This is a genomic window from Allgaiera indica (assembly GCF_900106675.1).
Classification (GTDB): Bacteria; Pseudomonadota; Alphaproteobacteria; order Rhodobacterales; family Rhodobacteraceae; genus Acidimangrovimonas; species Acidimangrovimonas indica.
The window spans coordinates 33,767-45,404 of the sequence record NZ_FNOB01000028.1 but is presented as its reverse complement, the minus strand read 5'-3'; the positions used below and the strand labels follow the sequence as shown (position 1 = coordinate 45,404).

Genomic DNA, 11,638 nt, shown 5'->3' with positions numbered 1-11,638 from the left:
CAGGGAAGCCAGTTCACGTCCTTCGCCTGGACGGACCGGCTCCGCCGATCCGGCGTGCGGATCTCGATGGATGGGAAAGGCCGTTTCCTCGACAACATCTTTATCGAGAGGCTGTGGCGCACCCTGAAATACGAGTGCGTCTACCTGCATGCCTGGGAAACAGGATCGGAGACAAAGGCGGCCATCCGACAATGGATGACCTTCTACAACCACCAGCGCCCTCACTCAGCCCTCGGCGGCAAGCCACCGGCGCTGGTCTATTGGCAGAGAAATGATATCAATCAACCCGATCAGCAGGTGCAACGAGTAGCTTAATTTACGCCAGATCCTGTCCAAGAGACAGGGAGTAGCTCAGTCGGGCCGATGAATGCGACCGATGGCAGATCCCGTCCGCCCGGAATAGGTCTTCCGACAGTCGTTGCAGCGATAGCGCTGGATCTTCGTGCGAGTCCGTCCCCACTTCTGCCGTCGCCCACAGCCGCAGAATGGGCACATGTGGTCCTGGTTTGTCCGTGCTTCGATCTCCGAGATCGCTTCCGTCCTCCTCCGGAGATATCGAATTTTCGTCCGAGCATCTTCGATCTGGGCTGGATTCAGTTCGTCGAGGGTATCGAGAAGACGGCGAAAATCATGGTGCAGCAAGGGCATCCTCCGCTCAAAAGGCGAAGAAATATTGGCCATTTTGCTCTAATTGGAAGGTCACCAACGCAGTTTGCGGACACTCCCAATGAAAAAGCCCCCAAGCGGGGGCTTCTTGGAACACCGGCGGGCGCGGCTCAGCGCGGGCCGATCATCATCACCATCTGGCGTCCTTCAAGCCGTGGCATGTTCTCGATCTTGCCGATTTCCTCGATATCCGAGGCGACGCGGTTAAGAAGATCCATCCCCAGTTCCTGGTGTGCCATCTCGCGGCCGCGGAAACGCAGGGTGACCTTCACCTTGTCGCCATTCTCGAGAAATTTCACGACGTTGCGCATCTTGACGTCATAATCGTGGGTGTCGGTCCCGGGGCGGAACTTGACCTCCTTGATCTCGATCGTCTTCTGCTTCTTTCGGGCTTCGGCCTCGCGCTTCTGCTGTTCGTACTTGAACTTGCCGAAATCCATGATCTTGCAGACCGGCGGCGTCGCGTTGGGCGAAATCTCCACGAGGTCGAGCCCCGCCTCTTCGGCCAATGCCATGGCTCGCGCGGGTGGAACCACGCCAATGTTTTCACCCTCGGCGCCGATCAGGCGGATTTCGGGGGCGCGGATACGGTCGTTGACGCGCGGTCCAGTGTCGCGCGTCGGCGGGGCGTTATGGGGTCTGCGGGCTATGGTTTGGATTCCTTCCGAAATTGCATTGAGCCGGAAAATAGACCCGCCGGGCGCGGCTTTCAACCGGTTTCACAAGGGGGTGCATACGGGTTGCAGGCACGGATATGTCATGCGTCGCGCGCCCCGTGCCCCTTTCACAGCACCCCGGGCCTGCCTAGATTGGTCCCGGACCCGGGCGATACGCATTCGCGCCGGGACATGACGGGGAAACCGAGATGAACAAGAACTTCATTCCGGGGCTGGTCGCGGTTCTGGTGCTGCTGGCCTATGCCGGCTGGCAAGGCCTGCGGCCGGGGCGCGTGACCTTTCCGCCGCCCGAAAGCACCGCCGATCTGACCGCCGCCGCGCCGTCGCGACCCAGCCCGATGGATCGCGCCGCGGGCGACGCGCAGCGGGCCACCAAGGCGGCCGAAACGGCGGTGGCGGCGGCCTCGGTCGCCGCGGCCGACGCCGCCCGCGGCACCGATGCCGCGCCGGCCACGCGCGCGCAGGTGCAAACCGCAAGGGCCACCGCGGCGGCCGACCGGGCGGCGGGGGCCGCAGATGCGACGGCCAAGGCGGCGGCTTCGGCCGCGACGGACGCGACCAGCGCCGCGCCCGACGCGGCCCAGCTGGCCGCGAAAGCGGCCGAGACTGCGGCCGCCGATGCCGCCCGCGCGGCCCGCGAAGCCAAGACCGCGGCCGCGGCGGCAGCCCAGGCTGCGCTCGGGGCGGCGGCGGTGGGTGGCGACGCCGGGGTCGATGCTGCCGGGCAACCCGGAACGGTGCGGGACGCGACCCAGGCGGCCAAGGCCGCGGACGGCGCGGCGCGGGCGTCGCGCGATGCCGCGCAAAATGCCGCGAAGGTCGCGAAGGAGGCGCGCGCCGCCGCCGGGGAAGATCGGGTGCTGGGCTATGCCGATACGATGGCCGACGATGCCGCGCGGGCGTCCGGCACGGTGCTGCGCGCCGCGGTCCAGGTCGCGGGCTCGGCGCTGCAGGCGCTGTCGGGCAATCAGGCGACGGCCGCGAAGGCGGCTCCGGTGCCGGCCGCGGGCCAGGAACAGGCGGCGGGCCATTCCGCCAAGGGCTGACGCGGTGGCGGGCGCGATCGGGATGTCCGGATCAGATCCCGTCGCCGACAAAGGCCTTCTCGACCACATATTCGCGGGGCTCGGAATTGGCGCCCTCGTTCAGGCCGAAGCTTTCCAGCACCGCCTTCACGTCGTGGTTGAACGCCAGTGAGCCGCAGACCATGGCGCGGTCGTCCGCCGGGGTGATCTTCGGCAGGCCCAGATCCTCGAATACCCGCCCCGAGGACAGGTTGTCGGTGATCCGCCCCGTCCGCGCGCTGTCCTCGCGGGTGGTGGTGGGGTAGTAATGCAGCTTGCCCGCGACCATCTCGCCGATCAGGGGATCGTCGCGCAGCCCTTCGACCAGTTCGCGGCCATATTCCAGCTCGGCCATGGTGCGGCAGGTGTGCATCATGATCACTTGCTGGTATTTCTCGTAGGTTTCCGGGTCGCGCATCAGCGAGGCGAAGGGCGCGATGCCTGTGCCGGTGGCCAGCAGCCAAAGCCGCTTGCCCGGCAGCAGCGCGTCCAGCACCAGCGTGCCCACCGGTTTCGGCCGCAGGATGATCTGCGCGCCCGGCTGGATATGCTGCAGCTTCGATGTCAGCGGCCCGTCGGGCACCTTGATGGAATAGAACTCCAGCTCGTCGTCCCAGGACGGCGAGGCGATCGAATAGGCGCGCAGCAGGGGCTTGCCGTTGTCGCCCATCAGCCCGATCATCACGAACTCGCCCGAGCGGAAGCGCAGGCTTCGCGGCCGGGTCACGCGGAATGAGAACAGCCGGTCCGTCCAGTGCCGGACCGAAGTGACAGTTTGCGCATCCGGCAGGGCGCGGACGCTTGATTTGGCGGTCTGATCCATGGGGGTCTGATCTGTCATCTGCTTCCAACCTTTGCAAGGCCCGCGCCACTATAACGCGGGTATTGTTAGTATACAAACATGTTTTCGGCTGTCAGACGGCGCTCCGCAGACGCTGGCGCGGGTCATGCGCGCGCCAGTCGGCGCGGTACAGCCATTGGTCCTGGGGCTGGCGTTCGGCCATCGCATCGGGGATCTCGGCGGCGTCGAAGCCGGCGCGGCGGGCCATGGCGTATTGGTCGGCGATGATCGCGCCCGCGGCCCAAAGCGCGCCGCGATACCCCATGTCGCGCAGCCTTTGGGCGAGGGTGAAGCCGCGCCCGTCGCCCGCCGTGGGGAAGGTGATGCGGATCAGCGAAAGCGCGGCCAGCCGTCCGGCCAGCGGCTCCAGCGGATCGGCGGGGCCGAGGTCGAGCACCTCGCCCGGTGGCGGGTCGGCGGGGCCGAAGCCCCGGTCGGTGACGAGAACGGTCATCGCGGGGTCCTCAGGCGGCGCTGCCGCGCATCGGGCGGCCGGCGTTGAAATGGATGCCGCATTCGGTCTTGTCGCGGCCCCGCCAGCGGCCGGCGCGCGGATCCTCGCCCGCGCGCACCGGGGTGGTGCAGGGCGCGCAACCGATAGAGGTGAAGCCCTTCGCCACCAGCGGATGACGGGGCAGGGCGTGGGTCTCGATGTAGTGGGCCAGATCGTCGTGCGTCCAGCGCGCCAGCGGGTTCACCTTCAGCCGCCCGGCCTCGGGCTCGAAGACGGGCAGTGCGGCGCGGGTGCCAGTCTGGAACCGCTTGCGCCCGGTGATCCAGCCAGCGAAGGGGGCAAGGGCACGCTCCAGCGGCTCGGTCTTGCGCAGGGCGCAGCAGGCGTCGGGCTGTGCCAGATGCAGGATATTGTCGGCGTCGTGCGCCAGCAGCGCCTCGGGGTCGGGGCGGATGATCCGCACATCGGTGAGGCCGAGGTTCCAGGCCAGATCGCGCTGATAGGCCAGGGTTTCGGCAAACAGCATCCTCGTGTCGATGAACAGCACCGGCAGATGCGGGTCGATCCGCGCGATCAGGTGCAGCAGCACCGCCGAATCCGCGCCGAAGCTGGACACCATCGCCATCGGCCCAAGTTCCAGCGCCCGGGTCAGGATCGCCTGGGCGTCGCGGCCCCTGGCGAAGGCGTTCAGTTCTGCCGCGCGGGTGGCGAGGGCGGGCGGGGACAGGTCACGCGGCATGGCGGGTCTCCTGATAGAGGGCGGTCTTGAAGGGCTCGGGGCCGAGGCGGCGGATGGTGTCGATGAAGCGCTCGGAGGCGTCGCGGCGCAGGCGCAGATAGGCGCGCAGGATGCGGTCTATCGCCGGGACGATCTGGTCGTAGGCAAAGCCCGGGCCGGTGCGTTCGCCCAGCGCCGTGTCGGCGCCGGCATCGCCGCCAAGGGTGATCTGGTAGGTCTCGACCCCCGCGCGGTCGAGCCCGAGGATGCCGATATGGCCCAGATGGTGATGCCCGCAGGCGTTGATGCAGCCCGAGATCTTGATGCTGACAGGGCCCAGGTCGCGCTCGATCGGGCGCAGGCGGTCGGCCAGCGCCTGCGCCACGGGGATCGAACGGGCTGTGGCCAGCGTGCAGTAATCCATGCCGGGGCAGGCGGTGATGTCGGTCGCAAGGCCCGCGTTGGCGGTGGCCAGCCCCATCTGCGCCAGCGCGGCATGGACGGCGGGCAGGGCGCCCCTGTGAACATGCGGCAGGATCAGGTTCTGGTCCTGGCCGACGCGGATTTCGTCGTTGCCGTGGGCCTGGGCCAGATCCGCCACACGGCGCATCTGCGCTGCGGTGATATCGCCCGGCGTGGCGCCCGGGCCCTTCAGGCTGATCCGCACGATGGCGTGGTCGGGGTCGTGATGATCGACCAGGTTGGTCGCGGCCCAGGCGGCATAGGCGGGATCGGCAAGTGCGGTGAAATGCGCGATCGTGGGCGCCTGCGTCAGCGCGGGCCGCGCGAAATCCCGCGCGATGCGGGCATATTCGCGGGTGGCGCCGGGGTAAAGGCCCCTGAGGTCCGCGAACCGCGCCTCGATCCGGGACGACAGCGCCGCGATCCCCTCTTCGCGCAGGGTGACCTTGATGCGCGCCTTATACTTGTTGTCGCGCCGACCGACCAGGTTGTAGGTCTCCAGCACCGCCTCGAGATAGGGTAGCAGGTCCTCGATCGTCACGAAGGCGCGCAACTCCTCGCCCAGCAGCGGCGTGCGGCCCAGGCCGCCGCCCACCAGCACGCGCACGCCCAAGGCGCCGCCCCGACGGACAAGTTGCAGCCCAACGTCATGCGCGCGCAATATCGCCCGGTCGGCGGGGCTGCCGGTGACGGCGAACTTGAACTTGCGCGGCAGGAACTGGAACGCGGGATGGTCGGTCGACCATTGCCGAACCAGTTCCGCCAGCGGCCGCGGATCGGCGACCTCGTCGGCGGCGGCGCCGGCATAGGGATCGGCGGTGACGTTGCGGATCGTGTTGCCCGAGGTCTGCACCGCATGCATCCCCACCTCGGCCAGCGCGTCCAGGATGTCGGGCACGTCCGACAGCCGGGGCCAGTTGAACTGGATGTTCTGGCGCGTGGTCATGTGGCCATAGCCCTTGTCCCAGCGCTCGGCGATCATGGCAAGCTGGCGTAGCTGGGTGCCGTTCAGCGTGCCATAGGGGATCGCCACCCGCAGCATATAGGCGTGAAGTTGCAGGTAGAGGCCATTCATCAGCCGAAGCGGCCTGAATTCCTCTTCGGTCAGGCTGCCGTCTAGGCGGCGGGCGACCTGTTGGCGGAATTCATCGGCCCGGCGGCGCAGGAAGGCGGCATCGGCTTCGGTGGGCCTATACATCGTGGATCTCCGCTTGCTTGCCATGCGGCCGGTTCGACGGGCCGCGCGCACGAAAGCCTTCGCGGAAATGGCCGGGCCGGGGGCCGGCGGCGCCCGCCCGGGCCTCGGCCAGATAGGCGCCGACGACGCGATGCGCCTGCGCCCCGGCCTCGATCAGGCGCAACTGGGCGATCGCCTCGTCCTCGATCAGCTCGGCCTCGCCGAGGCGGCGGGTCCAGGTGCCGTCCTCGGCCAGATAGACCACGTCGCCTTCCAGCAGCGCGTTGGCGGTGACGACCTTGGGGGTGAAGACGCGGCTCATGCGAGGGCCTCCTTTGCAGTGGCGCGGGCCGCGCGCGGGGCGAGGCCGAGCATCAGGATCGCGGGGCCGTCCAGCCCGGCGGCGGCCTCGGGCAGGGTGGCGAGGGTGGCGGGAAGGACACGTTCGTCCGCGCGCGAGGCGTTCTCGACCAGCGTGACCGGGGTGGTGGGGGCGGCGCCATGCATCATCAGCCGGCCCTGGATGAAGCGCGCGGCACGCTTGCCCATGTAGATCGCGGCGATGGCGCCGGGGGCGGCCAGCGCGCGCCAGTCCTGGTCGGCGAAACCCTTGGCATCATGCCCGGTGACCAGCCGCACGCCGGCGTTGCGGCCGCGCTGCGTCAACCCCTGGCCCAGGCGTGCGGCGGCGGCGGAGGCGGCGGTGATGCCGGGAACGATCTGCCAGGCGATGCCCGCGGCATCCAGTGCGGCGATCTCCTCGTCGAGCCGCGCGAAGATCGCCGGATCACCGCCCTTCAGCCGCACCACCCGGGCCCCCGCGCGCGCATGGGCGACGAGCAGCGCGTTCGCCCTGGTCTGCGGGACGGACGGGCCGAAACCCTCTTTCCCAACTGAGATGCGGGTGGCGGCGGGGCGGGTGTGGGCAAGGATATCGTCGCTTGCCAGCCGGTCGTGGATCACCACATCGGCCATCTGCAACGCGCGCAGGGCATGCAGCGTAAGCAGGCCTGGATCGCCCGGACCCGCACCGACGAACGCGACCGTTCCGGGATCGAGAAGGAAGCTGGGCATGTTGGACTCCGTCACTTTCATGGTCCAATAATAGAATATTGTTCTGGAAATTTGCCAGATATGCGCGCAAATAAGGAATACTGTCCCTGCGTCTTGTGCGGGCGGGGATCAGGTTTGCATTGTTGAAGGAGGTGAAGAATGGCGGCCCGGTTGGATGCTTTGGATCGGAAAATCCTTGCCGAATTGCAGGAGGATGCCGGCCAGTCGCTGGACGAGATCGCCGGCAAGGTGGGTTCGTCCAAGACGCCGGTCTGGAACCGGATTCGCAAGCTGCGCGAGGCGGGGGTGATCCGGCGCCAGACGGTGTTGCTGGATGCCGAGGCGCTGGGGTTCGATGCCTGTTTCTTCGTGCTGATCCGCACTTCAGAGCACGAGGCCGCCTGGCAAAAGGCCTTTCTGGCGGCGCTGCGCGCGCGGCCAGAGGTGCAGGAGGCGCACCGGCTGGCGGGCGATATCGATTATATCCTGAAGGTGCGGGTGGCCAATGCGCGGGCCTATGACGCCTTTTACCAGGCGCTGATTTCCGAGGTGAAGATCCACAATGTGACGGCGCTTCTGTCGATGGAGGAGATCAAGTCGACCACCGTTCTGCCGGTTTGAGGGGCGGCGCCGGGGGTTTCACACCCCCGGACCCCCGTGGAGTATTTGCGCCAAGATGAAAGGGCTTAGGGGCGCTTGTCGTAGCGCACCCGCAGGGCTTCGAGGCCGTGGAAGGGGTAGAGGTTGGCGTATCGGGGCGGGACGGCGAGGGTCAGCGCCCTCAGCCGGCCGAACAGGATCGGCAGGGCGGTGCGCAGCTCTAGCCGGGCGAGCGGGGCGCCGAGGCAGAAATGCAGGCCGGCGCCGAAGCTGAGGTTGGGTTTGGCCACGCGCCCGGGGTCGAAGCGCGTGGGGTCTTTCCAAGGGCCGGGGTCGCGGTTCGCGGCCGCCAGCAGACAGGCGACGCGGGTGCCGCGCGGGATCTTGTGGCCCATCACGTCGATGTCGTCATAGGCCCAGCGCATGAAAAGGTGCAGCGGCGGGTCGAAGCGCAGGACCTCCTCGACCGTGGCGTCGATCGCGTCAGGGGCCAGCGCGGGTGGCGTCGCGCGGGTTTCGAGCAGGGTCTTGATCGCGTTGCCCAGCGTGTGGACGGTGGCCTCGTGGCCCGCGTTCAGCAGCAACACGCAGGTCGAGACCATTTCGTCGGTAGTGAGTTGCGCCCCCGCCTCCTCGGCGGCGATCAGATGGCTGAGCAGATCGTCGGCGGGGCGGCTGCGGCGGATCTCGATCAGGCCGCGCAGGTAGGCGGCGAAATCGCGGGCGGCGCGGGCGGCGGCGTCCTCGACCGCGCGGTCGCGGCGGGCCTGGTACATCGCGACCATGGCGTTCGACCATGTCAGCAGGTCGTCGGCCCGGTCTTCGGGCACGCCCAGCAGACGTGCGATGACGATCACCGGCAGGCGCTGGGCGAAGCCGGGGATCAGGTCGCCGCCGCCTTCGGGCAGGGCGTCGATCAGGCTGTGGGCGAGCGCTGCAATTTCGGGTTCCAGCGCTGCGATCCGGGATGTGGTGAAGGCGCGCAGCGCCAGATTGCGCAGCCGGGTGTGGCGCGGGGGCTCCAGCTCCAGCATCGAATTCTCTTCGAGCGCGTGGAAGGGGCGCAGGTGGTCGGGGACCGGTGGCGGCACGGGCGGGGTGCGACCGAAGCGCCGGTCGCGCAGGATGGCGTTGGCGGCGGCATGGCCCACGGCGCAGGGCATGGCGTAGTCTTCCCAGATCACCAGCCTTCCCAGCGCCCGGGCGCGCTCGTAGAAGGCATACGGATCCTGCACGAAGGCAGGGTCGGTGGGTGATTGGGCGATGCGGGGCAGGGGGCGCGTCATGCTCGCATCTGACCGCCCGGCACCCCGAAGTGCAAGCCCGGCTTCCACCTTTCATTGTTCCCCAAATACGCGTCCTGGCAAAATGAAACCGGCGGCATCGCTGCCGCCGGTTCACGGATCTTGATGCTTTCCGGGGGGCTAGTTCCCCTTCGGCTCCGTCTTCAGGATGTTGAAGTTCGGCGCCCCCAAGCCCCCGGATCCGGGCGATCCGGGCGCCCCCAGCCCGCCCAGTCCGGGCATCTTCGGGATCTCGATCTTGACGTTGTTCAGGTCGATCGGCTTGCCCTTGTAATGGGTCACCATATAGGGGAAGGCGATCACGATCGCGACCATCACCACTTGGATCAGCACGAAGGGCACCGCCCCCCAGTAGATCTGTGAGGTCTTGATCCCGTCCGTCATCTGGCCGGTCACCGGGTCCTTGTAACTGCCTCGAGGCGCGACGCTTCGCAGATAGAACAGCGCGAAGCCGAACGGCGGGTGCATGAACGAGGTCTGCATGTTCACCCCCAGGATGACCCCAAACCAGATCAGGTCGATCCCCAGCTTCTCGGCGGCGGGCGCCAGCAGCGGGATGATGATGAACGCCAGTTCGAAGAAGTCCAGGAAGAACGCCAGCACGAACACCAACAGCGACACCACGATCAGGAAACCCAGCTGTCCGCCCGGAAGCGAGGTCAACAGATGCTCGACCCAGACCTGGCCGTTCACCCCGTAGAACGTCAGCGAGAACACCCGCGCGCCGATCAGGATGAACATCACGAAAGAGGCCAGCCGCGTGGTCGAGGCCAGCGCCTGGCTGACCACCGTCATGTTCAGCCGCCCCTTCGCCGCTGCCAGCGCCAGCGAGCCGACGGCCCCCATCGCGCCGCCTTCGGTGGGCGTGGCGACGCCCAGGAAGATCGTGCCCAGCACCAGGAAGATCAGCGCCAGCGGCGGGATCAGCACCATGATCACCTGCTGGGTGAGATGCGACATCACGCCGGTCTTCAGCTTCCGGTCGAGAACGGCGGCGACATAGATGATCAAGATCGCCAGCGCCGCGCCCAGGATGTCGGCATTGTCGCCATGCGTCGGGTAAAGCCACATGACGAACAGATAGCCCATGCCCACCGTCGCCAGGATCGCCACGAACAGCGAGGTCACGCCAGACCCCAGCGTGCGCGCCTCTTTCGGCAGCGCGGGCACCCATTCGGGCTTTACGATCGAGATGACCATCACATAGCTCAGGTAGATCCCCGACAGCACCAGCCCTGGGATCAGCGCGCCCTTGTACATGTCGCCCACCGACCGGCCCAATTGGTCGGCCAGCACGATCAGCACCAGCGACGGCGGGATGATCTGCGCCAATGTGCCCGAGGCCGCGATAACCCCGGTCGCCACGCGCCGGTCATAGCCGTAGCGCAGCATGATCGGCAGGCTGATCAGCCCCATCGCGATCACGCTGGCCGCCACGACCCCGGTGGTTGCCGCCAGAAGCGCGCCCACCACGACCACCGCATAGGCCAGACCGCCGCGGATCGGGCCAAAGAGTTGGCCGATCGTGTCCAGCAGGTCCTCGGCCATGCCGGATCTTTCCAGCACGATCCCCATGAAGGTGAAGAAGGGGATGGCCAGCAATGTCTCGTTCTGCATCACCCCCCAGAAGCGTTCCGGCAGGGCGTAAAGCAGCGGCCAGTCCAGGCTGATCGTGCCCGCCGAATGGGGCGCCATCCAGACGCCGATGGCAAAGAACAAAAGCCCGTTCGCCGCCAGCGAAAACGCCGCCGGGTAGCCGATCAGCAAAAAGATGATGAGCGAGGCGAACATGATCGGCGCCATGTTCGAACCGATGAGTTCCATCATTTCTTGGTCTCCTCGGGATGGCCTTCCAGATAGGCGGAGCCCTCCATTTCGGCGGCGTCGTGCGACGAGACGAAGGGAGAGGGATCTTCGATGATGCCGCGCATCACCGCGATCTTCTTGATGATTTCGGACAGTCCCTGGAAGAACAGCATCACGAAGCCGATCAGCAGAAACGATTTCGCGGGCCACAGGATCAGCCCGCCGGCATTGGTCGAGATCTCGCCCGAGCGGTAGGAAAGCCCGACCCACGGGATCAGATAAAGCACCATCAGCGTGACGAACGGCATCAGGAACAGCACATGGCCGATCAGGTCGATCCAGTGCTGGGTCTTGCGCTTCCACATGCCGTAGAGGATGTCGATGCGGATATGTTCGTTCTGTTGCAAGGTATAGGCGGCCGCGCCCATGAAGGCGGCACCGTACAGGTACCACTGCAGCTCCAGCCAGGCGTTCGACGAGGTGTCGAAGACCTTGCGGACGGTGGCGTTGACCGCGCTCACGAAGATCGCCAGCAAGATCAGCCAGCCGACGAATTTGCCGATGAATGCGTTCACGCGGTCTATGCCGCGTGAGAACGCCAGAAGTCCTCCCATAGGATTCCCCTTTTCTTTTTCTCACGGGCTTTCGTGCCCGCTGGCGGGCGGGCGAAAGGCGCCTCACCTATGTCGAAGATCGCAGAAAGCGTCAACTGTTCTCACCTTTACGGGATGCGACATCGCGCGGCAGTGCGCCGCTCGCATCCGGGCCGGGCCGGACGAGCAGCTCCAGTGCATTCGGAGAAGGCGGATGCCAGTG

The 11,638-nt window shown here is 67.0% G+C and carries 14 protein-coding genes; 3 read left to right on the top strand and 11 right to left on the bottom strand.

The window, feature by feature from the left end; all coding sequences use genetic code 11:
• Positions 1-315: integrase core domain-containing protein (locus BLV97_RS18125; RefSeq protein WP_143037580.1), on the top strand; the 315-nt coding region annotated here is incomplete at its 5' end.
• Between the two features lie 36 nt (positions 316-351).
• Here the strand turns inward: BLV97_RS18125 and BLV97_RS22020 are convergent.
• Both BLV97_RS22020 and infC read right to left on the bottom strand, forming a co-directional pair.
• Entirely contained in the window at positions 352-495 is a 144-nt protein-coding gene (locus tag BLV97_RS22020) for a transposase-like zinc-binding domain-containing protein (protein WP_425285091.1), read from the bottom strand.
• 281 nt (positions 496-776) lie between these two features.
• On the bottom strand, positions 777-1,379 hold the full coding sequence (gene infC, locus BLV97_RS18120; RefSeq protein ID WP_425285090.1) for a translation initiation factor IF-3: 603 nt from the start codon (positions 1,377-1,379) through the stop codon (positions 777-779).
• Between the two features lie 152 nt (positions 1,380-1,531).
• Here infC and BLV97_RS18115 point away from each other — a divergent pair, with 152 nt between their 5' ends.
• A complete protein-coding gene (locus BLV97_RS18115; protein ID WP_051645888.1) occupies positions 1,532-2,389 on the top strand; it encodes a hypothetical protein in 858 nt (285 codons plus the stop codon).
• Between the two features lie 31 nt (positions 2,390-2,420).
• Here the strand turns inward: BLV97_RS18115 and BLV97_RS18110 are convergent, their stop codons facing one another.
• The 6 genes from BLV97_RS18110 to cobA form a co-directional block, all read right to left on the bottom strand.
• A complete protein-coding gene (locus BLV97_RS18110; protein ID WP_035839027.1) occupies positions 2,421-3,248 on the bottom strand; it encodes a ferredoxin--NADP reductase in 828 nt (275 codons plus the stop codon).
• A gap of 73 nt (positions 3,249-3,321) precedes the next feature.
• A complete protein-coding gene (locus BLV97_RS18105) occupies positions 3,322-3,702 on the bottom strand; it encodes a DUF934 domain-containing protein (RefSeq protein WP_035839024.1) in 381 nt (126 codons plus the stop codon).
• Positions 3,703-3,712: 10 nt separating this feature from the next.
• A complete protein-coding gene (locus BLV97_RS18100; protein ID WP_035839020.1) occupies positions 3,713-4,441 on the bottom strand; it encodes a phosphoadenylyl-sulfate reductase in 729 nt (242 codons plus the stop codon).
• Positions 4,431-6,080, bottom strand: a complete 1,650-nt coding sequence (locus BLV97_RS18095) for a nitrite/sulfite reductase (RefSeq protein WP_035839017.1) — start codon at positions 6,078-6,080, stop codon at positions 4,431-4,433. The genes BLV97_RS18100 and BLV97_RS18095 overlap by 11 nt, the downstream gene beginning before the upstream one ends.
• Complete coding sequence (locus tag BLV97_RS18090; protein WP_035839014.1) at positions 6,073-6,381, bottom strand: DUF2849 domain-containing protein; 309 nt, start codon at positions 6,379-6,381, stop codon at positions 6,073-6,075. The genes BLV97_RS18095 and BLV97_RS18090 overlap by 8 nt, the downstream gene beginning before the upstream one ends.
• The gene (gene cobA, locus BLV97_RS18085; protein ID WP_035839011.1) at positions 6,378-7,133 is read right to left on the bottom strand and encodes a uroporphyrinogen-III C-methyltransferase; all 756 of its coding nucleotides are present in this window, start codon (positions 7,131-7,133) and stop codon (positions 6,378-6,380) included. Before cobA ends, BLV97_RS18090 begins: the two co-directional genes overlap by 4 nt.
• A 138-nt stretch (positions 7,134-7,271) precedes the next feature.
• On the opposite strand from cobA, the gene BLV97_RS18080 reads away from it, so the two are divergent.
• Positions 7,272-7,733 (top strand): Lrp/AsnC family transcriptional regulator, encoded by a 462-nt coding sequence (locus tag BLV97_RS18080; RefSeq protein WP_035839007.1) that lies wholly within the window; start codon positions 7,272-7,274, stop codon positions 7,731-7,733.
• A gap of 65 nt (positions 7,734-7,798) precedes the next feature.
• On the opposite strand, the gene BLV97_RS18075 is transcribed toward BLV97_RS18080, so the two are convergent.
• The 3 genes from BLV97_RS18075 to BLV97_RS18065 all read right to left on the bottom strand — a co-directional run bounded on the left by BLV97_RS18075 (position 7,799) and on the right by BLV97_RS18065 (position 11,436).
• Positions 7,799-8,998 (bottom strand): cytochrome P450, encoded by a 1,200-nt coding sequence (locus BLV97_RS18075; protein WP_035839005.1) that lies wholly within the window; start codon positions 8,996-8,998, stop codon positions 7,799-7,801.
• Positions 8,999-9,136: 138 nt separating this feature from the next.
• On the bottom strand, positions 9,137-10,843 hold the full coding sequence (locus BLV97_RS18070) for a TRAP transporter large permease (protein ID WP_051645887.1): 1,707 nt from the start codon (positions 10,841-10,843) through the stop codon (positions 9,137-9,139).
• The gene (locus BLV97_RS18065; protein ID WP_035839002.1) at positions 10,840-11,436 is read right to left on the bottom strand and encodes a TRAP transporter small permease subunit; all 597 of its coding nucleotides are present in this window, start codon (positions 11,434-11,436) and stop codon (positions 10,840-10,842) included. Before BLV97_RS18065 ends, BLV97_RS18070 begins: the two co-directional genes overlap by 4 nt.
• Positions 11,437-11,638: the final 202 nt, after the last annotated feature.

Excerpts from the sequence above, each read along its gene's own strand:
- BLV97_RS22020 (WP_425285091.1), bottom strand. The coding sequence starts at position 495 with ATGTGCCCATTCTGCGGCTGTGGGCGACGGCAGAAGTGGGGACGGACT.
- BLV97_RS18115 (WP_051645888.1), top strand. The coding sequence starts at position 1,532 with ATGAACAAGAACTTCATTCCGGGGCTGGTCGCGGTTCTGGTGCTGCTG.
- BLV97_RS18110 (WP_035839027.1), bottom strand. The coding sequence starts at position 3,248 with ATGACAGATCAGACCCCCATGGATCAGACCGCCAAATCAAGCGTCCGC.
- BLV97_RS18105 (WP_035839024.1), bottom strand. The coding sequence starts at position 3,702 with ATGACCGTTCTCGTCACCGACCGGGGCTTCGGCCCCGCCGACCCGCCA.
- BLV97_RS18100 (WP_035839020.1), bottom strand. The coding sequence starts at position 4,441 with ATGCCGCGTGACCTGTCCCCGCCCGCCCTCGCCACCCGCGCGGCAGAA.
- BLV97_RS18095 (WP_035839017.1), bottom strand. The coding sequence starts at position 6,080 with ATGTATAGGCCCACCGAAGCCGATGCCGCCTTCCTGCGCCGCCGGGCC.
- BLV97_RS18090 (WP_035839014.1), bottom strand. The coding sequence starts at position 6,381 with ATGAGCCGCGTCTTCACCCCCAAGGTCGTCACCGCCAACGCGCTGCTG.
- cobA (WP_035839011.1), bottom strand. The coding sequence starts at position 7,133 with ATGCCCAGCTTCCTTCTCGATCCCGGAACGGTCGCGTTCGTCGGTGCG.
- BLV97_RS18080 (WP_035839007.1), top strand. The coding sequence starts at position 7,272 with ATGGCGGCCCGGTTGGATGCTTTGGATCGGAAAATCCTTGCCGAATTG.
- BLV97_RS18075 (WP_035839005.1), bottom strand. The coding sequence starts at position 8,998 with ATGACGCGCCCCCTGCCCCGCATCGCCCAATCACCCACCGACCCTGCC.
- BLV97_RS18070 (WP_051645887.1), bottom strand. The coding sequence starts at position 10,843 with ATGATGGAACTCATCGGTTCGAACATGGCGCCGATCATGTTCGCCTCG.
- BLV97_RS18065 (WP_035839002.1), bottom strand. The coding sequence starts at position 11,436 with ATGGGAGGACTTCTGGCGTTCTCACGCGGCATAGACCGCGTGAACGCA.